This is a genomic window from Rhizobium freirei PRF 81, assembly GCF_000359745.1.
Lineage (GTDB): Bacteria > Pseudomonadota > Alphaproteobacteria > Rhizobiales > Rhizobiaceae > Rhizobium > Rhizobium freirei.
The window spans coordinates 1-21,987 of sequence record NZ_AQHN01000085.1 but is presented as its reverse complement, the minus strand read 5'-3'; the positions used below and the strand labels follow the sequence as shown (position 1 = coordinate 21,987).

At 61.1% G+C, this 21,987-nt stretch carries 22 protein-coding genes; 11 read left to right on the top strand and 11 right to left on the bottom strand.

Going from position 1 to position 21,987, the window contains the following annotated elements; all coding sequences use genetic code 11:
• Positions 1–62 precede the first annotated feature (62 nt).
• From tesB to RHSP_RS26245, 6 genes are all read left to right on the top strand, one after another.
• Complete coding sequence (gene tesB, locus RHSP_RS26270) at positions 63–947, top strand: acyl-CoA thioesterase II (protein WP_037154709.1); 885 nt, start codon at positions 63–65, stop codon at positions 945–947.
• A 214-nt stretch (positions 948–1,161) separates the two neighbouring features.
• Positions 1,162–1,512, top strand: a complete 351-nt coding sequence (locus tag RHSP_RS26265) for a P-II family nitrogen regulator (RefSeq protein WP_037154706.1) — start codon at positions 1,162–1,164, stop codon at positions 1,510–1,512.
• Positions 1,513–1,539: 27 nt separating this feature from the next.
• Complete coding sequence (locus RHSP_RS26260) at positions 1,540–2,910, top strand: ammonium transporter (RefSeq protein ID WP_037154703.1); 1,371 nt, start codon at positions 1,540–1,542, stop codon at positions 2,908–2,910.
• 274 nt (positions 2,911–3,184) lie between these two features.
• Complete coding sequence (locus tag RHSP_RS26255; RefSeq protein ID WP_004125738.1) at positions 3,185–5,845, top strand: FtsK/SpoIIIE family DNA translocase; 2,661 nt, start codon at positions 3,185–3,187, stop codon at positions 5,843–5,845.
• Between the two features lie 136 nt (positions 5,846–5,981).
• On the top strand, positions 5,982–6,650 hold the full coding sequence (locus RHSP_RS26250) for an outer-membrane lipoprotein carrier protein LolA (protein ID WP_004125736.1): 669 nt from the start codon (positions 5,982–5,984) through the stop codon (positions 6,648–6,650).
• A gap of 207 nt (positions 6,651–6,857) precedes the next feature.
• Positions 6,858–7,661 carry an exodeoxyribonuclease III gene (locus RHSP_RS26245; RefSeq protein ID WP_004125734.1) on the top strand — a complete coding sequence of 268 codons (804 nt, stop codon included), beginning with the start codon at positions 6,858–6,860 and terminating at the stop codon, positions 7,659–7,661.
• A 119-nt stretch (positions 7,662–7,780) separates the two neighbouring features.
• On the opposite strand, the gene RHSP_RS26240 is transcribed toward RHSP_RS26245, so the two are convergent.
• Both RHSP_RS26240 and RHSP_RS26235 read right to left on the bottom strand, forming a co-directional pair.
• Positions 7,781–8,236, bottom strand: coding sequence for a cyclic nucleotide-binding domain-containing protein (locus tag RHSP_RS26240; RefSeq protein WP_004125732.1), 456 nt, complete (start codon positions 8,234–8,236; stop codon positions 7,781–7,783).
• Positions 8,237–8,245: 9 nt separating this feature from the next.
• The gene (locus RHSP_RS26235) at positions 8,246–8,929 is read right to left on the bottom strand and encodes a response regulator transcription factor (RefSeq protein ID WP_004125729.1); all 684 of its coding nucleotides are present in this window, start codon (positions 8,927–8,929) and stop codon (positions 8,246–8,248) included.
• A 203-nt stretch (positions 8,930–9,132) separates the two neighbouring features.
• On the opposite strand from RHSP_RS26235, the gene RHSP_RS34880 reads away from it, so the two are divergent.
• A complete protein-coding gene (locus RHSP_RS34880; protein WP_157385441.1) occupies positions 9,133–9,303 on the top strand; it encodes a hypothetical protein in 171 nt (56 codons plus the stop codon).
• Between the two features lie 217 nt (positions 9,304–9,520).
• Positions 9,521–10,351: an aldo/keto reductase gene (locus RHSP_RS26230; RefSeq protein WP_004125726.1), complete on the top strand. Its 831-nt coding sequence runs from the start codon at positions 9,521–9,523 to the stop codon at positions 10,349–10,351.
• 84 nt (positions 10,352–10,435) lie between these two features.
• On the opposite strand, the gene RHSP_RS26225 is transcribed toward RHSP_RS26230, so the two are convergent.
• Positions 10,436–11,356: a LysR family transcriptional regulator gene (locus RHSP_RS26225; protein ID WP_004125722.1), complete on the bottom strand. Its 921-nt coding sequence runs from the start codon at positions 11,354–11,356 to the stop codon at positions 10,436–10,438.
• A gap of 116 nt (positions 11,357–11,472) precedes the next feature.
• Here RHSP_RS26225 and RHSP_RS26220 point away from each other — a divergent pair, with 116 nt between their 5' ends.
• Positions 11,473–12,183: a glutathione S-transferase family protein gene (locus tag RHSP_RS26220; RefSeq protein WP_004125719.1), complete on the top strand. Its 711-nt coding sequence runs from the start codon at positions 11,473–11,475 to the stop codon at positions 12,181–12,183.
• Between the two features lie 194 nt (positions 12,184–12,377).
• On the opposite strand, the gene RHSP_RS26215 is transcribed toward RHSP_RS26220, so the two are convergent.
• Entirely contained in the window at positions 12,378–13,829 is a 1,452-nt protein-coding gene (locus tag RHSP_RS26215) for an MFS transporter (protein ID WP_037154730.1), read from the bottom strand.
• Between the two features lie 138 nt (positions 13,830–13,967).
• Here RHSP_RS26215 and RHSP_RS26210 point away from each other — a divergent pair, with 138 nt between their 5' ends.
• Positions 13,968–14,894, top strand: coding sequence for a LysR family transcriptional regulator (locus tag RHSP_RS26210; RefSeq protein WP_004125713.1), 927 nt, complete (start codon positions 13,968–13,970; stop codon positions 14,892–14,894).
• On the opposite strand, the gene RHSP_RS26205 is transcribed toward RHSP_RS26210, so the two are convergent.
• Entirely contained in the window at positions 14,868–15,359 is a 492-nt protein-coding gene (locus tag RHSP_RS26205) for a MarR family winged helix-turn-helix transcriptional regulator (RefSeq protein ID WP_004125710.1), read from the bottom strand. The two genes, RHSP_RS26210 and RHSP_RS26205, sit on opposite strands and share 27 nt — an antisense overlap.
• Before the next feature lie 83 nt (positions 15,360–15,442).
• On the opposite strand from RHSP_RS26205, the gene RHSP_RS26200 reads away from it, so the two are divergent.
• On the top strand, positions 15,443–16,345 hold the full coding sequence (locus RHSP_RS26200; RefSeq protein WP_004125707.1) for an EamA family transporter: 903 nt from the start codon (positions 15,443–15,445) through the stop codon (positions 16,343–16,345).
• Positions 16,346–16,424: 79 nt separating this feature from the next.
• On the opposite strand, the gene leuC is transcribed toward RHSP_RS26200, so the two are convergent.
• The 6 genes from leuC to trmD form a co-directional block, all read right to left on the bottom strand.
• On the bottom strand, positions 16,425–17,834 hold the full coding sequence (leuC, locus tag RHSP_RS26195) for a 3-isopropylmalate dehydratase large subunit (protein ID WP_004125704.1): 1,410 nt from the start codon (positions 17,832–17,834) through the stop codon (positions 16,425–16,427).
• 290 nt (positions 17,835–18,124) lie between these two features.
• Complete coding sequence (locus tag RHSP_RS26190; protein ID WP_004125701.1) at positions 18,125–19,003, bottom strand: amino acid ABC transporter permease; 879 nt, start codon at positions 19,001–19,003, stop codon at positions 18,125–18,127.
• Positions 19,004–19,037: 34 nt separating this feature from the next.
• The gene (locus RHSP_RS26185; RefSeq protein WP_004125697.1) at positions 19,038–19,835 is read right to left on the bottom strand and encodes a transporter substrate-binding domain-containing protein; all 798 of its coding nucleotides are present in this window, start codon (positions 19,833–19,835) and stop codon (positions 19,038–19,040) included.
• A 339-nt stretch (positions 19,836–20,174) separates the two neighbouring features.
• A complete protein-coding gene (rplS, locus tag RHSP_RS26175; protein WP_037154696.1) occupies positions 20,175–20,717 on the bottom strand; it encodes a 50S ribosomal protein L19 in 543 nt (180 codons plus the stop codon).
• Positions 20,718–20,992: 275 nt separating this feature from the next.
• Complete coding sequence (locus tag RHSP_RS26170; RefSeq protein WP_037154693.1) at positions 20,993–21,412, bottom strand: DUF1801 domain-containing protein; 420 nt, start codon at positions 21,410–21,412, stop codon at positions 20,993–20,995.
• A 49-nt stretch (positions 21,413–21,461) separates the two neighbouring features.
• The coding region (gene trmD, locus RHSP_RS26165; protein ID WP_037154691.1) for a tRNA (guanosine(37)-N1)-methyltransferase TrmD at positions 21,462–21,987 on the bottom strand (526 nt) is incomplete at its 5' end.

Genomic DNA, 21,987 nt, shown 5'->3' with positions numbered 1-21,987 from the left:
GTTACTTCCTGCTTTATATAGAACATCCTGTTCACGGTTCCTACCATCGGAGTTCAAGCAAAATGTCGCGAGAGACGGAAAAGCCCACCCCCATGGAAACCGTGCTGGCGACGCTTGATCTGGAAACGATCGAGATGAACCTGTTTCGCGGCAACAGCCCGCAGGTGGGCTGGCAGCGTGTGTTCGGCGGGCAGGTCATCGGCCAGGCGCTGATGGCGGCGCAGCGCACGGTCGAGGGCGATCGCTTCGTGCATTCGCTGCATGCCTATTTCATGCTGCCGGGCGATCCCTCCGTTCCGATCCTCTATCAGGTGGATCGGCTTCGCGATGGATCCAGCTTCAACACGCGGCGCGTGCTGGCAATCCAGCACGGCAAGGCGATTTTTGCGCTGACGGCCTCGTTCCAGATCGACGAGCCCGGCTTCGAGCATCAGGAGGAGATGCCGCAGGTGCCGATGCCTGAGGAGCTGATGGATGAGGAGCAGATCAAGGCACGCTATCTCGTGCACGCGCCCGAGAATGTGCGCCGCTACTGGGCGGGCAGGCGAGCGATCGAAATCCGGCCGGTCTCTATCGACAGCTACTTTTCCCGCTCTCAGCCGAGCAGGCTGCAGAATATCTGGATTCGGCTCACCGGCCCCATGCCGGATGACCGGCTCTATCAAAATGCCGTGCTCGCCTATCTCTCAGATATGACCCTGTTGGACGTTGCCCTGAACGCCCACGGTACGTCGGTCCTCGATCCGCGCATCCAGGTGGCGAGCCTCGACCACGCCATGTGGTTTCATCGCCCATTCCGGCTCGATGACTGGCTGCTCTATAGCCAGGAAAGCCCCAGCGCTTCCGGCGCGCGCGGCTTTACGCGCGGCAGCCTGTTTACGAGATCCGGTGTCCTGATTGCGTCAGTGGCGCAGGAGGGCCTGATTCGTAAAAAGGCAAATGATTAAATAAATGGCAAAATTATAAATTTGCACTTTTTTTGTGCCATTCTCGCGGCGAGAAATGCCGCTTTATTGGGTATTGTCAATAAATCTTTTATATTTCAACGCGTTATAAATGTGTCACGAATCTGGCACGTCCTTTGAATGTGTATGCCCAGTCGCTGCTGAAACATTCGTCGGCGGCAAGGAGAGTCGGCTCCATGCCGAGGCTAAACAAAGGATGGGAAACCAGATGAAAATTGTGATGGCCATTATCAAGCCGTTCAAGCTCGATGAGGTCCGCGAGGCACTCACTGCTGTCGGTATTCAGGGCCTGACTGTGACCGAAGTGAAAGGCTACGGGCGCCAAAAGGGGCACACCGAGATCTATCGCGGCACCGAGTATGCCGTCAGCTTCCTGCCGAAGCTGAAGATCGAGGTCGCGGTCGCAACCGAGATCGTCGACAAGGCCGTCGAGGCCATCGCATCGGCCGCCAAGACCGGCCAGATCGGCGACGGCAAGATCTTTGTCTATTCGATTGACCATGCCGTGCGCATCCGTACCGGCGAAACCGATTCTGAAGCTCTGTAAGACACGGCTGATCAGGGAGTTATTTGCATGTCAATTTCCAAGCTTTCCTCCGCCCTGACACGGGTGGGTATGCTTTCTGCGGCCCTGCTTGCGCCGGCTATCGCCTTCGCACAGGAAGCCGCTCCGGCGGCGGCCGCCGCCGCCACTGCTGCAGCGCCGGTGCCGGACAAGGGCGACACCGCCTTCATGTTCATCTCCACCATCCTCGTGCTGTTCATGCTCGTGCCGGGTCTTGCGCTGTTCTATGGCGGCCTCGTGCGCTCGAAGAACATGCTTTCCGTCCTGATGCAGTGCACCATGATCGGCGCGGTCGTGATGCTCCTCTGGGTCATCTATGGCTATTCCTTCGCCTTCGGCGGCGGCACCAGCCCCTATTGGGGCGGCACGGCGAAGATGTTCCTCTCGAGCGTCTCGACCTCGACCACGGCGCCGACTTTCTCCAAGGGCGTCGTCATTCCTGAATTCATCTTCATGCTGTTCCAGATGACTTTCGCCGCCATTACGCCGGCCCTGATCATCGGCGCTTTTGCCGAACGCATCAAATTCGGCGCAGCCGTGCTCTTCTGCGCGCTGTGGGCGACCTTCGTCTACTTCCCGATCGCCCATATGGTCTGGGATTCCAACGGCATGCTGTTCAAGATGGGCGCCCTCGACTTCGCAGGCGGCACCGTCGTTCACATCAATGCCGGTATTGCCGGCATCGTCGGCGCCCTGCTCGTCGGCAAGCGCGTCGGCTTCGGCAAGGACATGATGGCCCCGCATTCCATGACACTGACCATGGTCGGCGCCTCCATGCTCTGGGTCGGCTGGTTCGGCTTCAATGCCGGCTCGAACCTTGAGGCTTCCGGCGGTGCGATGCTCGCCACCGTAAACACCTTCATCGCAACCGCAGCCGCCATCATCTCCTGGTCGCTGGTCGAAACCTTCACCCGCGGCAAGGCCTCCATGCTCGGCGGCGCTTCGGGCATGGTTGCCGGTCTCGTCGCCATCACGCCGGCTGCCGGTATCGCCGGTCCGATGGGCGCGATCATCATGGGCCTCATCGTCTCGCCGCTGTGCTACTTCTTCGTCTCTGTCGTGAAGAACAAGTTCGGCTATGACGATACGGCCGACGTCTTCGGCGTACACTGCATCGGCGGTATCTTCGGAGCCATCGCAACCGGCATCTTCGCCAGCGCCTCGCTCGGCGGCGTCGGCTACGCCGATGGCGTCACCATGGGCAGCCAGGTCACGGTGCAGCTGACCGCCGTCATCACCACCATCCTGTGGTGCGGCATCGGCTCGGCGATCCTCTACAAGGTCGTCGATGTCATCATCGGCCTGCGTGTCGCTCCGGAAGCCGAGCGCGAAGGCCTCGACCTCGCCTCGCACGGCGAAGCCGCCTACCACAATTCCTGATCCGAGCTTGCGATGCCGGGGCAAAGTACCCGGCATCGCTGAACATCCCGTCGCAGCCTGTTTCATCGCAAACGGGTTGCTTTTGGCCCGAACCCCGGTTCGGGCCCTTTTTGTATGTGCAGCGCCATTTGCGCGCCAAGGCCGGCGATTCGCCAGGCTGGCGCGCATGGTTAACATGCCATTAACCCTCCTCTGATTAGGTAGAGCTAACCTGCCGGCGAGTGGGCATCGACCGATTCGCCTGCGCTTTCGATAAGGAACGGGGCTGAATACCATGGGCAGAAGCAATTCGGCGGCGTTGAGCGGTCGCCCCGACCGCTTGTCGCTATCGAGTGTCGTTTGGCGTCAGATCAGGGGTCTGGCGGGCTTTGCGCTGCTGTTTCTGTTGGCGCTGGCGGTCGCTGCGCTGGCGACCTGGAACGTCATGGATCCCAGCTATTCCTACGCCACGGCCAATGCTCCGACCAACCTGCTCGGTTTTCCAGGCGCCGCATTCGCCGATATCCTGATGCAGGCCCTTGGCCTTGCCTCCCTTGTTGCGATGCTGCCCGTTGCCGCCTGGGCTTTCGCGATGATTTCCAACCGCAAGCTCAATCGCGTGCCGTCGCGCCTTGGCGCGTGGCTCGGTGGCTGCATCGTCGCGGCCGGTTCCATGGCCTGCTTCCCCGCGCCGCCCACCTGGCCGATCCCGAACGGTATCGGCGGCGTGATCGGTGACATCCTGCTGCGCTTTCCCGCCCTTTTCATAGGCACTTATCCGAGCGGCGTTGTCGCCATTGTGATCGGCTGCGTCCTCGCCGTTCCCGCGGGCTGGCTCATGCTCTTTGGCGCAGGCGTGATCGGGGAAGGCCCCGTTGAGGATGAGGAGGATGAAGACGATTACGAGGAAACGCGCAGCCGTGCGCGCCGTGTCGGTGATGAGGACGAGGATGACGACCGCGGCAGTTTCCTGAGCAACTTCATGGCCTTCGGTGCGGTCATGCATGCCTGGTACAACACCCAGGCTCGCCTTCGCCGCCTGTTCGGCATGGGCCCGCGCAAGCGCCGCGACCATGCCTTCGATGCTCCTTACGATTTCAATGATGACGAATTCGGTACGCTGAACGAGCCCGCGCGCGCCAAGGTGCCGATGGCGCGTGTCGAGCCGTCGCTCGAAGGCTCGGCTGCGCGTCGCGTCGTGTCTGCCCCATCGATCAGTCTCGGCGACGACGAGGATGAGGACGAGGATTCGTCCTACGACCGCGACCCGCCGCGTCCGGCCGGCATTCTGCCCGACGATGAAGACGACGAATGGCCGTTGCGTCCAGCCTCGCCGAAGGCTGCGGCCGGTCAGCGCGTGATTCCTGCTGCAGCCCGCCCGAAACCGGGTGCGCGGGCGGAGCGCGAGGCGCAGACGTCCTTCATCCGCCCCTATGGCTTCCAGCTTCCCGCCGTGCATCTGCTTGCCGAGCCGAAGGCCGTTACCCGGGATGCGACGCTTTCTGCCGATGCGCTCGAGCAGAATGCCCGCATGCTTGAAGGCGTGCTGGAGGATTTCGGCGTCAAGGGCGAGATTATCCATGTCCGTCCCGGTCCGGTGGTCACGCTCTACGAGCTGGAGCCGGCGCCCGGCATCAAGTCTTCCCGCGTCATCGGCCTTGCCGACGATATCGCCCGCTCGATGAGCGCCATCGCCGCGCGTGTCGCGGTTGTTCCCGGCCGCAACGCCATCGGTATCGAACTGCCGAATTCGACGCGCGAAACGGTCTATCTGCGCGAACTCATTGCCAGCCGCGACTTCGAGACGTCCAAGGCCAAGCTCGCGATGTCGCTCGGCAAGACGATCGGCGGCGAGCCCGTCATCGCCGATCTCGCCAAGATGCCGCATCTGCTCGTCGCCGGCACCACCGGCTCGGGCAAATCCGTCGCCATCAACACGATGATTCTGTCGTTGCTCTATCGGATGACGCCGGAACAGTGCCGCCTGATCATGATCGATCCGAAGATGCTGGAACTCTCCGTCTATGACGGCATTCCGCACCTGCTGTCGCCCGTCGTCACCGATCCCAAGAAGGCCGTCGTCGCGCTCAAATGGACCGTCCGCGAGATGGAAGAGCGCTACAAGAAGATGTCGAAGATCGGCGTGCGCAACATCGACGGTTTCAATACGCGCGTCGAGCAGGCAGTCGCCAAGGGCGAAGCCATCAGCCGGACGGTGCAGACCGGTTTCGACCGCCATACCGGCGAGGCGATCTACGAGACGGAAGAATTCGATCTGAAGCCGATGCCCTATATCGTCGTTATCATCGACGAAATGGCCGACCTGATGATGGTCGCTGGCAAGGATATCGAAGGTGCGGTACAGCGTCTGGCGCAGATGGCGCGTGCCGCCGGCATCCATGTCATCATGGCAACGCAGCGTCCGTCGGTCGACGTCATCACCGGCACGATCAAAGCGAACTTCCCGACGCGCATCTCCTTCCAGGTAACGTCGAAGATCGACAGCCGCACCATCCTCGGCGAACAGGGCGCGGAACAGCTCCTTGGCATGGGCGACATGCTCTACATGGCCGGCGGCGGGCGCATTCAGCGCGTGCACGGCCCCTTCGTCTCCGATGGCGAGGTGGAGGATATCGTCGCCTATCTGAAGACGCAGGGCGCGCCGCAATATCTCGATGCGATCACCGAAGATGACGGCGAGGATGAAGATGGCCATGGCCCGGCGGGCACTTCCAATCTTGCCGATTCGGAAGATCCCTACGACCAGGCGGTTGCAATCGTTCTGCGCGACGGCAAGGCTTCTACCTCCTACATTCAGCGCCGCCTTGGCATCGGCTACAATCGCGCCGCGTCGCTGATAGAGCGCATGGAGCAGGAGGGCGTGATCGGCCCGGCCAACCATGCCGGCAAGCGTGAAATTCTCGTTCCCACCGAGGCGGATATTCTGGATCGCTGAGGCGAGCCGCCTTTCCGTGTCATATATCCCGCCTATGGTCAGGCAAATTTGATCGCGGCCCCTAGCCAGCCATGGGCCGCTGCGCCATGAAGACGCCGACTTTGCGCGCCATGGACGAAGCATGAAGGAGAATTCGATGACGAAATTTGATGCGCAGCCGTCCCACCGGCTTTCCCTGAGCCGCCGGCATTTTCTCGGCGTGGCGGTTGCGGTCGGTGCGGCAGGCGCTCTGCCGGTTTCGGCCTTAGCGCAGGCCCAAGCACAGGCGCAGGCAGCCCCAGCAACCCTCAATCCGAACATTGCCCAGGCGATCGCCGATCATTTCTCGTCCATCAAGACGATGAAGGGCGGCTTTCTGCAGATCGGGCCGCGCGGCGATCAGATGAGCGGCGCCTTTTTCATTCAGCGTCCCGGCAAGATGCGCTTCAACTACGATCCGCCGTCCCGCATGCGTGTGATCTGCGACGGCAACAACGTGCAGGTCATCAACGACCAGACGCAGACGCGCAACATGTATCAGCTGTCGAAGACGCCGCTGAGCCTGCTGCTCGCCAACAAGATCGACCTTTCCGCCGACATGGTGCGCGATGTCGATTCAAAACCGGACCTGACCAAGATCACGCTCGGCAATCGCACTATCTTCGGCGATTCGACGATTACGATGATCTTCGATTCGAAGACCTACGATCTGCGCCAATGGACCGTCATCGACCCGCAGGGCAAGACGACCGATGTCATCATCAACAACGTCAAGACCAACATAGCCTTCGACGACAGCGTTTTCCGTATCGATTATACGCGCTGATATCAGCGTTGAACGGCATCTCCGGCGCGCCGGCCGGGAACGTACCCGAATGGCCTTTTCTTTCCGTTGCAGCCGGTCTAAAGCCTAACGCTGATTAGAGCGATTCAGCGTTTCGCCGAATCGACTTAGCTGTCTGTTTTGACGCAACTCCGGACGGAAATCGCTGCGCAATTTTCCTGTAATTGCGCCAGTGGGAAGGGCTTGGGCATGGGATTTTCGATTGCGACGTGGAACATCAATTCGGTGCGGCTGCGCATGCCCATCGTCGAGCAGTTCGTCATGCAGGCCCGGCCCGATGTTCTCTGCCTGCAGGAAACCAAGGTTCCGAACGAACTCTTCCCCTATGCGCCGCTGAGGGCGCTTGGCTATGAGCACATCATCATCCATGGCCAGAAGGGCTATCATGGCGTCGCGATCGCCTCGCGTTTTCCGCTGACCGAAGATCACCGGCAGGATTACTGCAATGTCGGCGACAGCAGGCATATCTCGGCGATCTTCGAGCGCGGCGGCCGGCGCATTCGCCTGCATAATTTCTACGTTCCGGCCGGCGGTGACGAGCCGGATCGGGATATCAACCCGAAATTCGGCCACAAGCTCGATTTCATCGAGGAGATGAAAAAGCTGCATGCGAATGCCGAGCAGAACACCTCCGCCATCCTCGTCGGCGATCTCAACATCGCGCCGCTCGAGCATGATGTCTGGTCGCACAAACAGCTTCTGAAGATCGTCAGCCACACGCCGGTCGAGACCGATGGGCTGATCGAGGTGATGAAGCGCGGCGCCTGGCTCGACCTGATGCGCCAGCACGTGCCTGCCAGTGAGAAGCTCTATACCTGGTGGAGCTACCGCGCCAAGGATTGGGAGGCTGCCGATCGCGGCCGCCGCCTCGACCATATCTGGTCGTCATCCGATCTTGGCCCGCACCTGCAGCGGATCGATATCCTCAAGGCGGCGCGCGGCTGGGATCGTCCGTCCGACCATGTGCCTGTCACGGCGCATTTCAACCTCTGAAGAGGCCCAAGACAGATTTAGAGCGGTTCAGCTTTTCACGGAAGCTCTGAACCGCTCCATCTCCTTGTTTTCTAGCAATTCCGGACGGAAAACCGCTACGCACTTTTCCTGGTATTGCTCTAGGAAAAGCGGCCTAGAAGCGCCGCCGCCTGCTTCGCAAGGGCGGCAAAGTTTTCACGGATGCGGTTCTGGATCAGCAGGCCGGCGTCAGGGTATTCCTCGATCAGCCGGTGGAAGAGGGCGCGGGTGATGCGGATCACGTCCGACTCTTCGGCGGCGACGGCCGTGTATTTCCGCTCCACCAGCGTCACCATCGCGAGTTCCGAAAGCATGGTGCCGGCCTGGACGACCGCTTCCACCTGCTTCTGCCCGGCCGCATCGGCCGTGCTGAGCTCGAAACTGCCGCGCGTGACGACATAGGCGCATTCGGCTGGCGATTTTTCCCTGAAAAGCGTCTGACCTTCGTTCACGTGCCGGCGATCGGCGCCGAAGGCGATCAGCCGCAGTGGCTCATCGCCCATGCCGTGGAAGAGCGGCAGTTGCGACAGCAGTCGGATATCGTCGTTCAGCGCCATGTCTGTCGCCTACGGGATGATCTTGTAGCCGCCGTTTTCCGTCACCAGAATCTCGGCATTGGATGGGTCGCGCTCGATCTTCTGGCGCAGGCGGTAGACGTGGGTCTCGAGCGTATGGGTGGTCACGCCGGAATTGTAGCCCCAGACCTCTTCGAGCAGGATATCGCGGGTCACCACCTTCTGGTCGGCGCGATAGAGATAGCGGATGATGGCGGCTTCCTTTTCCGTAAGGCGGATCTTCTGCCCGTCCTCGGTGGTCAAAAGCTTCTGGCTCGGCTTGAAGAGATAGCGTCCCACAGTAAACGTCGCGTCCTCGCTTTGCTCATGCTGGCGCAGCTGCGCGCGGATGCGGGCGAGCAGAACGGCGAAACGGAAGGGCTTCGTCACATAATCGTTCGCGCCGGCTTCGAGGCCGAGGATGGTGTCGGAATCGGTGTCGTGGCCGGTCAGCATGATGATCGGCGGCTTGAAGCCGTTCTTGCGCAGCAGCTTCACGGCTTCGCGACCGTCCATGTCTGGCAGCCCGACATCCATGATAAGGAGATCCACAGGCACGGTGCGCGCGGTCTGCACGCCCTTTCCGGCCGTCACTTCCTGCAGGACGTTGAATTCCTCGTAAAGCGATAATTGCTCGACCAGCATCTCGCGCAGGTCGTTGTCATCGTCCACCAGAAGAATGGTGCGTGCGGTCATGCCGTTCGGATCCTCGTTTCAGAGCGCCCCGCTTTTCTTCGAATCGCGAAAGCGCTCTAGCTTTGTTTCTATACGCATTCCGGACGGAAAACCGCTTCGCACTTTTCCTGGAAATGCTCCTAGTCCCTCCTAAGTCCTACGCCAAATTGCATTTTTAGCAAGTCGCGACGCAGCCCAGGCTTGGTCGTTTGGTTGAAACTGCTATGATTTCAAACGAAATCACGCGCAAAGCAAAAACATGTGAGCGAAATGGAAAAGGCAAGGACGGCGCTGCATGGGTCGCTGCCGCATTCGTCGCGAGTGCTGCGCCGGGTAAAAATCGCGCGCCGTCGCGGCGCGATTTCTTGATCATTTTTGCCTTGGTATTGGGATGACGCAGAGCGCCGCCCCGCAGATGCAGCGGATGCTTGCTCTGCTTGCGAAAAGCTTGACGGTTGCGTTGTCTCAATCGCCGTGTGGGGTTAAAATCCCAATATTCTCTACTATATAGCTCTCCTATCGGCGCGCCCGCACGGGCCTGGCCCAAATCGTTTCTTTCAAAATTTAAATCACCGTTTTACTCCACCCACATCCCATCCTTGGAGACTTATCGTGACCACGCAAACGACGATCACTTTCAATGACGGCAATTCCATTCCGCAGGTCGGCCTCGGCGTCTGGCAGACGCCGGAAAACGTCGCGCCGATGGCCGTCAGCACGGCTTTGAAAGCCGGCTATCGCCATGTCGATACCGCAGCCATCTACGCCAACGAGGATGGCGTCGGCGAGGGTATGCGCCAGTCCGGCGTTGCCCGCAAGGATATCTTCCTGACGACCAAGCTCTGGAACGAGGCGCAGGGCTTCGATTCCACGCTCAAGGCTTTTGACGAGAGCCTGAAGCGGCTCGGCACCGACTATATCGACCTCTATCTCATCCATTGGCCGTCGCCGCATCGGAACCGTTACCTCGATAGCTGGAAAGCCTTCGTGCGCCTGAAGGAAGAGGGCCGCGCCCTCTCGATCGGCGTGTCCAACTTCGCCAAGGAACATCTCGACCGCATCATCGGCGAGACCGGCGTCACGCCTGTGATCAACCAGATCGAGCTGCATCCGACTTTCCAGCAGAAGGCTCTGCGCGAAGTGCACGACAAGCTCGGCATCAAGACGGAGTCCTGGAGCCCGCTCGGCCAGGGCAAGCTTCTGGAGAATGCCACGATCGGCAAGGTCGCCGCCAAGCACGGCCGCACGCCGGCGCAGGTCATTATCCGTTGGCATATCGACAACGGCCTGGTGGTCATCCCGAAATCGGTGACGCCGAGCCGTATCGAAGACAATCTCAAAGTTTTCGACTTCAAGCTCGATAGCGACGATCTGGCTGAAATTGCCAAGCTCGATTCGGCCAGCGGCCGGATCGGCCCGGATCCCATGACCGCGACGTTCTGACATCGAACTTGCGCGGATGATCTGCGATTTCAAAGGAAAGCCCGGTGCGGCCGCATCGAGCTTTCTTCTTTTCAGCGGCATCTCCTAGCGCTTTAGGCTATCCGCATCGCTGTCGCTAAGCTGCAAACCTCTTGCGAGAAACTCGACAACGGCGCGCACGCCCGGCAACTGGCCGCGGCGGTGTGTGGTCAGGATCGTGGTCGTGACGCAGCCTGCCGTCCAGCCCGGCAGAACCCGAACGATCTGGCCGCTCTCGATTGCCGCCTTGCAGCTCGCTTCCGGCAGGCAGGCGATACCGAGGCCCGAGATCGCAGCCCGCAGCAAGACAAGCGTCTCGTCGGCGACGAAACGTGAGCGAGGAGAAATGGCGAGAGAGCCGCGTTCGGGGCGCTGAAGCTGCCACGTCTTCGCCGCCTGCGAGACGATTAGGCCGTCATGATCCTGCAGTGCCTGCGGATCGGCCGGCAAACCATGCCTTTCGAGATAGGCGGGGGCTGCCACCAGGATCACATTGTCAACCGAAACCTGCCTTTGAACCAGTTCGGAATCCGGCAGGGGCGAGAAATGACTGCGCACGGCGATGTCGAAGCCTTCCTGGACAAGGTCCACGAAGCGGTCGGTGGCGTGGAGCTGCAAAGTCAGCTTGGGATAGGCGGCGGCGAGCGACGGAAGATGATCCGAGAGCACGAATTGCGCCGCGGGCACGGAGGCCGTGATGCGAACGATGCCGCTCGGCTCTGCGTGACGCCGCCGCACTGCGCTTTCGGCCGCCTCAGCTTCAACCAGAGCAGCCGTCGCGTGCTCATAGAAGTCCCGCCCCGGATCGGTCAGCACGAAGCTGCGCGAGGTGCGATGCAGCAGGCGGGTGTTGAGATCGGCCTCCAGCGCGGCTATGCGCTTGCTGATCGTCGATTTCGGCATGCTCAGCCGCCGTGCTGCCGCAGCGAAGCCGCCGTTGTCGACCGCTTGGACGAAGATCTGCAGATCGTTGAGGTTCAGTGCCATCGCGCAATGTCCATGCAGGGAGACTTTTGGTTCTGATTTACCGGTCTGTCAGATCAAAGTCCACAAATCCATATTGCTGGTATCGAGGTTTCGCCTCGTTACATCAGGAGAAAAATATGGAACCGATACTGTTTTACGGTGTCCCCTCGGGATGCTCCTTCGGATCGATCGTCGCGCTCGAATGGCTGGGAAAGCCCTACAGGCTGTCCCGCGTCGAGATGGTCAAGGAGGATTTCATGAGCGGCGGCTATCGCTTCATCAATCCGGTCGGCGAGACGCCCGCCTTGATTACCGGCAGCGGCGCACTGCTGACGGAAAGCATCGCAATTCTCAACCACCTTGGCGCAGGCGGCACGGATACGGGCTTGGCGTTTGCACAGGGGACCGCGGAGTTCGACCGGCTCAACCGGATGCTCGCTTTTCTCAACACCAGCTTCTTCAGCTCGTTCGCGCCGCTTTGGTATGTGTATGAGCATGGCGGAGACGAGGCGGCAAAGGTGGCCCTGCGCGAATATGGGAGCTTCAAGGTGCGCAAGGCGCATGCGGATCTCGACAGGATGCTGGGCGACAAGCCATGGCTGCTGGGGGATCAAAAGACGCTGGCCGACGCCTATTTCATCGGCATCGCCCGCTGGACGGACTACCACGATGTCGTGGATCGCGCCGACTATCCCAATATCGCGCGGCTATGCCGACAGCTGGAGGAAGATCCGGCCGTCAAATTCGCCCATGCAATCGAGGACGAGAAGCCGGCGCAGTCGGCCGGCGGCTATCTCGGCAGCATCAGTGTCGACGACGCGCTGAAACGCGTCCGGCCGAACGCCTGAATTTTGAAAGCCGGAAATCGATGTTTCCGGCTTTTTCTCTGATCGTCGATTCAGGTTGGAAGAAGGAGCACGCGCTTCCATCCCAGTGGAGCAAATCGTCGCCACACGCTCCCTGACATTGCCGAACTCGATGGTCGCGGCCGAACTCGAACCGGGCGGCGGGTCTGCACTCGCCACCCAGTCTCCGTTTCCTCTCATGATATTTCTTCGAGGAGATTGGCGCGCCGCGCAAAGGCAAGTCCAGCCAGTGCGATGCCAAGCGTCGCAGCGATCAGAAGAGCGGCGACGATGAAGGTTATCTGCATTCCGGCCGCCACCGCCTCGGCATGCGCCGCTGTGATGTCTGCAGCTCCGGAGGCGAATGTGAAGACCGCGCCCATGACGGAGGCGCCGGTGACCAATCCGAGGTTCCGCGACAGGCTCAGCATTCCGGAAATGACGCCGCGTTGCTCGGAGGCGATGTTGCTCATGATCGTGGTGTTGTTGGCGGCCTGAAACAGCGCATAATTCGCCGTGACGACGACGAGCGGGCCGATATAGCCGGCGGCACCGAACCTGCCTTGCAACGCTACGAGCAAGGAGAGGCCGGCAATCATGCCGATGAGGCCTGTAACGGTCATGCGGTGGGCGCCGAAGCGATCGACGATCCGGCCGGCGGGCACGCCCGTCAGGGCCGACACCAGCGGGCCGGCGGACATGATGGCGCCGACATGGGCGGCGTCGAAGCCGAGGGCGCTTGAGAGATAGAAGGGCCCGACCACCAGTGTCGCCATGATGACCGTGGAAACCAGGGCGCTCATGGCAAGACCCGTGCTCAGCGAGGTATCGCGGAACATCGAAAGGCGTAGCAGCGGCGACTTCACTCTCGTCTCGGTGAATGCAAAGAGGGCAGCGCCGAAGGCTGCGGCTAGAAGCAGGCCGATGTTCACGGCACCGAAGCTGCCGTGCCCCATCGTCATTGCGAGTGCATAGGCGGCCAATGTCAGGACCAGCAGCAAGGTGCCGAGCGTGTCCAGGCGCCTTTGGGTGGTTTTCCGGTCCGGACGATCCGCCGGCAGGAAGCGGGCAGCCAGCAGGACGTTCGCGATCCCGAGCGGAATATTGACGAGGAAGATGGTTTCCCAGCCGAAGCCGGCGATCAGGATGCCGCCGAGCGATGGGCCGAGCGTGGTTCCGATGGCGGACATGGTGCCAAGCAGGCCCATGGCGCTACCCGTCCGTTCTTTCGGCACGGTTTCACCGACCATGGCGACGGTCAGCGCCATCATCATGGCGGCGCCGAGGCCCTGCAGCGCTCTGGCCGCGAGCAGGAGCCAGAGCGTCGGGGCGATGCCGCAGAACAGCGAGGCGATGGTGAAGAGGGTGATGCCGATCAGCAGCAGGCGCCGTCGGCCGAAAATATCCCCCAGCCTTCCGACGCTGACGATCAGCGTCGTGATGGCGAGCAGATAGGCAAGCACGATCCACTGCACCTGCTGGAAGGAAGCGCCGAATGCCTGAGCGAGTGTGGGCAGGCCGACATTGGCGATGCTGGTGTCGAGCGAGGGCATCAGCATGGAAAGCGAGAGGCTGGCGAGCGCCCAGCGGATGGAGGGTTTTGGCTGCGCACGCCTCGCTTCGCCCGCGCTTTCGATGATTGGCTTCAAGATGAGCTCCATTTCTGGCGACGTAAAAAGTCCCGGCAGAATAGTAGCCATCAATATCATATGGCGGAATGCGCAGCATTTGCACTTTATTCGTGCATTTGGCGCTATATATCGGAAAAACCGTGCTATGGTCGCGTCATGCTCACACCTGATCTCAACCTGCTCGTCACCCTGAATGTCCTGCTTGCCGAAGGTAGTGTTGCGCGTGCTGCCCGGCGGCTGCGGCTGAGCCCATCGGCGATGAGCCGGCAGCTGGCCCGCCTGCGCGAGACGACGGGCGATCCGTTGCTGGTCAGGGCAGGTCGCGGGCTTGTGCCGACGCCGCGGGCGCTGGAATTGCGCGAGCGTGTCGGCCAGCTTGTTCAGGACGCGGAGGCGGCGCTACGGCCTGCCGAGACCCTCGATCTGAAGCAGCTTGTGCGGATTTTCACGCTGCGCACCCGCGAGGGCTTCGTGGAGAATTTCGGAGCTGAACTGATTGCTCGCATCGCGGAACAGGCGCCCGGCGTGCGGCTCTATTTCACGCAGAAGCTGGACAAGGACAGCACGCCGTTGCGCGATGGTACGATCGATTTCGAGACCGGCGTCGTGGGTGACGATACCGGGCCGGAGCTGCGTGCGCAGGCGCTGTTTCATGATCGCTTCATCGGCGTGGTGCGAGGCGGGCATTCGCTGAGCGTGGGCGAGATGACGCCCAAGCGTTATGCCGCCGGCCAGCACATCCTCGTCTCGCGGCGCGGTTTACAGAAGGGGCAGATCGACGAGGCACTGGAAGGGCTCGGACTGGAACGACAAATCGTCACGATCGTAGGCAGCTTTTCCGCGGCGCTGGCTTTGGCGCGCGCCTCCGACCTGGTCGTCAGCGTGCCGGAGCGCTACACGGGCAACCTTCGGACCGATATGCATAGTTTCGCGCTGCCGGTGCCGACGTCGGATGTAACGATCTCGCTGCTCTGGCATCCGCGGATGGACGCGGATCCGGCACATCGCTGGCTGCGTGGCTGCATCCGCGATGTCTGCGCCGAGCGGCGCGCCGGTTTAGCTGCGAGGCTCGAAGTCGGCTAAGTAGTTACGCAGCAGGCCGTCCAGTGCCATGCGTTCTTCGTCCGAAAGTGTTGAAACCAGCCGCGCCTGCGTTTCGACATGCGCCGTCACTGCCGCATCGATGAGTTCGAAGCCCTTCGGTGTCAGGGATATCAGGAAACTGCGACCGTCGTTCGGATTCTGGCTGCGCGCGACGAGGCCTGCCTTTTCCAGCTGATCGATGCGGTTGGTCATCGTGCCCGATGTCACCATCATCGTGTCCATCAAGTCGCTCGGGGAGAGTGTATAGGGTTCGCCCGAGCGGCGCAGGGTCGCCAGCATGTCGAAGTTTGCCGAATTCAGGTCGAAGCGGGCGAAGGTCTTTTCCATCTCGCGGGAGAGATGGAGCGTGAGATTGCGCATGCGCCCGAAGAGGCCCATGGCCGTCGTGTCGAGATCCGGCCGTTCGCGGCGCCACTGAGCGAGAATTTTGTCGATGCGATCCATGCCGAGACCACGCCATGAATTTATCTTGACGTCAAGGTATTTTGGATTATCTTGAGGTCAAGATAAATTTCGAGGCCAAGGCCATGAACCGTAATTTCGACCTTTTGCTGACCGCCATCGCGCCGGCGATCTGGGGCAGCACCTATCTGGTGACGACGCAACTTTTGCCGGCCGGCTATCCCCTTACGGTTGCCATGCTGCGCGCCTTGCCGGCGGGGTTGCTTCTGCTTGCCATCGTCCGGCGTTTGCCGCACGGCGTCTGGTGGCTGAAGTCGTTCGTTCTCGGGGCGCTGAATTTCTCCGTGTTCTGGTGGCTGCTCTTCATTTCCGCCTACCGCCTGCCTGGAGGCGTGGCGGCGACTGTCGGCGCCGTCCAGCCGCTGATCGTCATTGTGCTGGCGCGATTGCTTTTGGGATCACCGATCCGCAGCCTCTCTATCGTCGCCGCCATTGCCGGCATCGGCGGTGTCGCGCTGCTGATTCTGACGCCGAATGCGACGCTCGATCCGATCGGCATCGTCGCCGGCATTGCTGGTGCCTTTTCGATGGCGGCCGGAACCGTGCTCAGCCGCCGCTGGCGCCCTGCTGTCTCACCGCTGACCTTTACGGCATGGCAGCTGACGGCAGGCGGCTTGCTGCTGCTGCCGGTCGCGTTGCTGCTTGAGCCGCCGCTGCCGCACCTGACCGGAGCCAACATTCTCGGCTTCACCTATCTCGGACTGATCGGCGCGGCACTCACCTATATTCTCTGGTTTCGCGGCCTGTCGCGGCTCGAGCCTTCGGTGGTCTCGCCGCTCGGTTTCCTCAGCCCGACGACCGCCGTGATTCTGGGTTGGGTCGTGCTCGGCCAGCAGCTGAGCCCGATGCAGATGTTCGGTATCGTCATCGTGCTCGGCAGCGTCTGGCTCAGCCAGAGGGCGCAGCAGGCTCCGGCAGCAGGAAATCCCATGCTCGGCGGGAACCAAGCCGTCACACCGAAGCGATAGAGCAGCCGGCGAGTTTCCCCTCGACAAACAAAAAGGGCGGCCATCGGGCCGCCCTTTGTCATTCATGCCTTTAGGCAGATCAGTTCCACTCGCGGATATCGACGAAGTGACCGGCGATCGCGGCGGCGGCGGCCATGGCCGGCGAGACCAGATGCGTGCGGCCCTTGAAGCCCTGGCGGCCTTCGAAGTTGCGGTTCGAGGTCGAAGCGCAACGCTCGCCCGGCTTCAGGCGGTCGTCGTTCATGGCGAGGCACATGGAACAGCCAGGCTCGCGCCAGTCGAAGCCGGCAGCCTTGAAGATCTTGTCGAGACCTTCGGCTTCCGCCTGCTCCTTCACCAGGCCGGAGCCCGGAACGATCATGGCGTCGACCGTGGAAGCCACGGTCTTGCCTTCGACGACCTTGGCGACGGCGCGCAGGTCTTCGATGCGGCCATTGGTGCAGGAGCCGATGAAGACGCGATCGATGTTGATCTCGGTTATCGGCGTGCCCGGCTTCAGGCCCATATAGTCAAGCGCACGCCACTTGGAGGTACGCTTGGTCTCATCCTGGATTTCGTCCGGGTTCGGAACGATGCCCTGAACGGAGATGACATCTTCCGGCGAGGAGCCCCAGGAAACGATCGGCGGCAGGCTTGCGGCATCGAGCTTGACTATGCGGTCGTAATGCGCGCCTTCGTCCGACTGCAGCGTCTTCCAATAGGCGATTGCCTGCTCCAGCGCTTCACCCTTCGGCGCGCGCGGCTTGCCCTTGATGTATTCGAAGGTGATCTCATCCGGAGCGATCAGGCCGGCGCGGGCGCCGCCTTCGATCGACATGTTGCAGATGGTCATGCGGCCTTCCATCGACAGCGAGCGAATGGCTTCGCCGGCATATTCGATGACGTAGCCGGTGCCGCCGGCGGTGCCGATCTCGCCGATGATGGCAAGAATGATGTCCTTGGCGGTGACGCCGGGCGGCAGCTGGCCGTCGACCTGCACCAGCATGTTCTTGGCCTTCTTCTGGATCAGCGTCTGCGTGGCGAGCACGTGCTCGACCTCGGAGGTGCCGATACCATGGGCGAGCGAGCCGAAGGCGCCGTGCGTCGAGGTATGGCTATCACCGCAGACGATGGTCATGCCGGGCAGAGTGAAGCCCTGCTCAGGTCCAATGATGTGGACGATGCCCTGGCGCTTGTCGTTCTCGGAATAGTACTCCACGCCGAATTCGGCGGCGTTCTTGGCGAGCTGCTCGACCTGGATGCGGCTTTCCTCGTTCTTGATGCCGAGGTGGCGATCGGGCGAGGTCGGAACGTTATGGTCGACGACAGCCAGGGTCTTCTGGGGAGCGTGAACCTTTCGACCGGTCATGCGCAGGCCTTCGAATGCCTGCGGCGACGTCACCTCATGGACGAGGTGGCGGTCGATATAGAGAAGACAGGTGCCGTCGTCTTGCGCGTCGACCAGATGGTCATCCCAGATTTTGTCGTAAAGTGTGCGTGGAGCGCTCATGGCTACAGATCCATATTGGCATTGTCGAAAAAGGGATTGACGGATCAGGACCGCCGGCCTCGGGTGTGATCAGCGAAGTCGGCTGTTGAGCGCGCCCGAAATCATCGCAAAGAAGCGTGCCGGCAGGCGCTTGTGGTCCTGCAGCACGAAAGCCGTGACGTATTGTCCGTCTTTGCTCATGATCTTATTCATGGGCATGCTCATATCAATTTTCAAAACCTTCGGCAATGGCGACGATGGGGTGCGTCGGTACGGCCGGCATTTGGCCGCACCGATCACACTTGTCTCGTTCACACCTGCGCGCCCGGCGGCTGAGCCGCTGCCATGCGGGGGAAGGCGGAGCGGTCGCTGCCGGAGCGGCGGCGCATCCAGGCTTCGAGCTGCCGGAGCAACAGAGACAGGCCGATCGTCAGCAGCAGGTAGATGAAGGCGAGGATCGACAGCGTCTCGAAATAGCGGAAATTGGCCGAGTAATAGAGCTTGGCGAGCTGGCTGATATCGGCAACCCCAAGCACTGATACCAGCGAGCTATCCTTGACCATGGCAATAAAGTCGTTGGAGAGCGGCGGCAGGATGACGCGGATCGCCTGCGGGAAGACGACGAGGCGAAAGCGCTGGAAGCGGGTGAGGCCGAGCGCCTTTGCCGCTTCGATCTGCCCCTGGTCGACCGCCTGGATACCGGCACGGAAGATCTCGGCGATGAAGGACGAATAGCCGATCGTCAGCGCAATGATGGTGCGCCAGACGAACGGGACGTCGCGGGTGACGAGCGGGCCTGTCCAGCCGATGGAGGCGAGCGGAGAGGTGAGGAAGTTATAGACCGCCACGAAGGCCGGCGTGCCGACGAAGGCGACGTAGGAGAGCAGCACGAGCATCGGGATGCCGCGCACGATCTCGATATAGAAACGCCCAACCTGCCGCAGCACGAGGAAATCCGACAGGCCGAGCAGCGCGAGCCCGAGGCCCAGCAGCATGGCAAGGGTAAAGGCCACCAGCGTCACGAAGATCGTGACGCCGATGCCGTTGAGCAGAAGGGAGAAGATCTGGGCGTAGAGGCCATTCGCCGCGATTGCGAGCGAGGCGACGATGCCGAGAATTGCAAGGGCAACCAGCCACCAGGGAAAGTCATCCTTGCCACGGTGCCCGCCCGGGCCTGCCAAAGGTGCCATCAGAGCGGGCTTCCAGTATGTCGATCGTCAGAGTTCATTGGCCCATCTTGTAGTCGAGGAACCACTTCTTGTTCAGCGCGTCGAAGGTGCCGTCGGCCTTCAGGCTGGCAATCGCCGCATTGACCGGGGCGACGAGATCGGAGCTCTTCTGGAAGATGAAGCCGAAATCCTCGGAGCCGAGCGGACCGCCGATCAGCTTCAGGCCGCCATTGGAGGCATCGACATAGCCCTTGCCGGCGGTGCCGTCGGTCAGCACCGTGTCCACGTCGCCGGTCTTCAGAGCCTGAACGGTGGCGCCAAAGGTTTCGAAGGTCTTGATGCGCGGGTTCTGTTCATTGCCGTCGAGTACCGAATAGACGGCGGTGTAGAAGGGGGTCGTGCCGGGCTGCGCGCCGATCAGGGTATCCTTGACGGCTGCGAAGCTCTTGGCGTCGGTGAAGCGCTTCTCGTCGCCGCGCACGAGCATGAACTGCTCGGAGCGCATGTAAGGATCGGAGAAATCGACCTTCTGCTTGCGCTCATCCTTGATGGTGATGCCGGTCATGCCAATGTTGTACTGGCCTTCCGAGACTGCCTGGATCATCGCGTCCCAGCTGGTGTTCTGGTACTCGACCTTGAAATTCAGGCGCTTGGCGATCTCGTTCATCGCGTCATATTCCCAGCCGATCGCCTTGCTCGTCTTCGGGTCGATGAACTGGAGCGGCGGATAGGCATTCTCAGTGACGACGACGACGGTCTTGCCGTTGAGGTTCGGAAGATCGGCCGCGAAGGCAGCAAAAGGTGCAAGCACAAGGGCGCTGAGGCCCAGAAGGAACGAACGACGGAATGCCATGGAAATCTCCCCGATTAGAGCATGATGCCGAAAAGTGTCAGCGGTTTTCGGACGACATCATGCTCTCCCTATTTGATTCTGACGCGGATTCAGATTTCAGGTCGATTTGACCTGAAATCATCCGACGCCGGAGCGGCGGAAAAGTGTCATATTTGTGAAGGGGATGGCAAGGCTATTGCCACGGCCGCGATCATAAAAATGGAAAAGCAACTCTAAAGTGGACAGCGAATTGAGGAATATTCTCTTCGCCCGATGCATACCCGCCCTGTGCATGCGGCAGTCAGCAAAAAGGCGACCCGAGGGCCGCCTTCAAGCTTTGCGATCCGTGTGGATCGAAAATTATTCTGCTGCCGGCTCGGCCGCTGCGGCTGCAGCAGCTTCTGCAGCTGCCTTTGCTTCTGCGGCTTCTGCAGCTGCCTTTTCGGCTGCGAGAGCCTGAGCGGCTGCAACCTTCTCGGCTTCGATGCGTGCCTTCTCCTCGGCCAGAGCCTGACGCTCGGCGTCGTTGAGCTTGCGGGCGCGGGTGCCGGTGTTCTCGACGATACGGGCAGCCTTACCGCGCAGGTCGCGCAGGTAGTAGAGCTTGGCGCGACGGACCTTACCGCGGCGAACGACTTCGACGCTTTCGATCATCGGCGAGTAAACCGGGAATACGCGCTCGACGCCTTCGCCGTAGGAAATCTTGCGGACCGTGAAGTTTTCCTGCAGACCGCCGCCGGAGCGAGCGATGCAAACGCCTTCATAGGCCTGAACGCGGGTACGGTTGCCTTCCGTGACCTTCACGTTGACGCGAAGGGTGTCGCCAGCGGAGAATTCGGGAAGCGTGCGTTTGGCTTCGATCTTGGCAGCCTGTTCGGCTTCCAACTGCTGAATGATGTTCATAATATCAACCTCGTTGTTGCTTCAACAGCCAGAGCGCCCGAACGATCTATCCTTGGTCGGACCCGAAGGTCTCGCCGCGCGATATATGCCTGTTACGGCAAGGGCGGATACGTCTGCTTTTCTTTGGTGGTTGATGGGAAATTTCCCATGCCGGGCGCGCACATACCCTATTGTCGCGTCCTTGTCACCCCTTGCGGCGGAATTAAGTGGTCTTTATCGCCGTGCAAGCGGCTTGGGACGGCATTTTACCATACATCGTATTGTCTGGGCATCGTTCAGGCCTTCTTTGGCTTTTTCCGCGTGGAGGCATTCAGGGCAGCCGCAGCGCGAATGAGCGCCTTCAGTGCCTCTTCATCGATATCCTCGTTCTCACTTATATCGATGGCGCGCCGCGTATTGCCTTCGAGGCTGGAATTGAAGAGAGAAGTGGGATCCTCCAGCGAAGCGCCCTTCGCAAAGGTCAGCTTCACGACACTCTTGTAGGTCTCGCCGGTGCATATGATGCCCTCATGCGACCACACCGGCACCCCACGCCATTTCCATTCCTCGACCACATCAGGCTCGGCCTCTTTGATGAACGCACGGACTTTGGCCAAGGTCTTGCCGCGCCAGTCGTCCAGTTCCCGGATTTTGTCGTCGATCAGCTGAGATGCGGAGCCTGCCTGTTCCGCTTCCGTTGCGTTATCCTTTGCCATCCTCCGGAGCCTCCTCGCTCTTTTGTACCCGCCGCGCTGGTCGAGGCGACTATTTTTCGGCCTTTTTGCCGAGCAGATCCGGCCGGCGTTCGCGCGTCAGCTGTTCAGCCTGCTCCCTCTGCCATTTGGCGATCGCCGCGTGGTTGCCCGAGGTGAGGATGGCCGGGATCTCGCGGTCTTCCCAGATCTGCGGGCGAGTATAATGCGGATGTTCCAGCAGGCCGCCTTCGAAGCTTTCGTGCAGCCCGGAGAGGTCGTTGCCCATGACGCCGGGCAGGATGCGCACGATGGCATCGAGCAGGATGAGCGCGGCCGGCTCGCCGCCCGAGAGAATATAATCGCCTATCGAGACTTCCTCGAGGTCGCGGCCGTCGATGACGCGCTGGTCGACGCCTTCGAAGCGGCCGCAGACGATGATGATGCCGCTGCCATTAGCGAGTTCGCGTACACGCTTCTGCGTCAGCGGCTTGCCGCGCGGGCTCATCAGTAGCCGCGGGCGGCTGTCGTTTTCGCTGGCATGGTCGATGGCGCGGGCAAGCACGTCAGGCTTCAGCACCATGCCGGCGCCGCCGCCG

Coding starts and splice junctions, on each gene's coding strand:
- tesB (WP_037154709.1), top strand. CDS start 63: ATGTCGCGAGAGACGGAAAAGCCCACCCCCATGGAAACCGTGCTGGCG.
- RHSP_RS26265 (WP_037154706.1), top strand. CDS start 1,162: ATGGGAAACCAGATGAAAATTGTGATGGCCATTATCAAGCCGTTCAAG.
- RHSP_RS26260 (WP_037154703.1), top strand. CDS start 1,540: ATGTCAATTTCCAAGCTTTCCTCCGCCCTGACACGGGTGGGTATGCTT.
- RHSP_RS26255 (WP_004125738.1), top strand. CDS start 3,185: ATGGGCAGAAGCAATTCGGCGGCGTTGAGCGGTCGCCCCGACCGCTTG.
- RHSP_RS26250 (WP_004125736.1), top strand. CDS start 5,982: ATGACGAAATTTGATGCGCAGCCGTCCCACCGGCTTTCCCTGAGCCGC.
- RHSP_RS26245 (WP_004125734.1), top strand. CDS start 6,858: ATGGGATTTTCGATTGCGACGTGGAACATCAATTCGGTGCGGCTGCGC.
- RHSP_RS26240 (WP_004125732.1), bottom strand. CDS start 8,236: ATGGCGCTGAACGACGATATCCGACTGCTGTCGCAACTGCCGCTCTTC.
- RHSP_RS26235 (WP_004125729.1), bottom strand. CDS start 8,929: ATGACCGCACGCACCATTCTTCTGGTGGACGATGACAACGACCTGCGC.
- RHSP_RS34880 (WP_157385441.1), top strand. CDS start 9,133: ATGATTTCAAACGAAATCACGCGCAAAGCAAAAACATGTGAGCGAAAT.
- RHSP_RS26225 (WP_004125722.1), bottom strand. CDS start 11,356: ATGGCACTGAACCTCAACGATCTGCAGATCTTCGTCCAAGCGGTCGAC.
- RHSP_RS26220 (WP_004125719.1), top strand. CDS start 11,473: ATGGAACCGATACTGTTTTACGGTGTCCCCTCGGGATGCTCCTTCGGA.
- RHSP_RS26210 (WP_004125713.1), top strand. CDS start 13,968: ATGCTCACACCTGATCTCAACCTGCTCGTCACCCTGAATGTCCTGCTT.
- RHSP_RS26205 (WP_004125710.1), bottom strand. CDS start 15,359: ATGGATCGCATCGACAAAATTCTCGCTCAGTGGCGCCGCGAACGGCCG.
- RHSP_RS26200 (WP_004125707.1), top strand. CDS start 15,443: ATGAACCGTAATTTCGACCTTTTGCTGACCGCCATCGCGCCGGCGATC.
- leuC (WP_004125704.1), bottom strand. CDS start 17,834: ATGAGCGCTCCACGCACACTTTACGACAAAATCTGGGATGACCATCTG.
- RHSP_RS26190 (WP_004125701.1), bottom strand. CDS start 19,003: ATGGCACCTTTGGCAGGCCCGGGCGGGCACCGTGGCAAGGATGACTTT.
- RHSP_RS26185 (WP_004125697.1), bottom strand. CDS start 19,835: ATGGCATTCCGTCGTTCGTTCCTTCTGGGCCTCAGCGCCCTTGTGCTT.
- rplS (WP_037154696.1), bottom strand. CDS start 20,717: ATGAACATCATTCAGCAGTTGGAAGCCGAACAGGCTGCCAAGATCGAA.
- RHSP_RS26170 (WP_037154693.1), bottom strand. CDS start 21,412: ATGGCAAAGGATAACGCAACGGAAGCGGAACAGGCAGGCTCCGCATCT.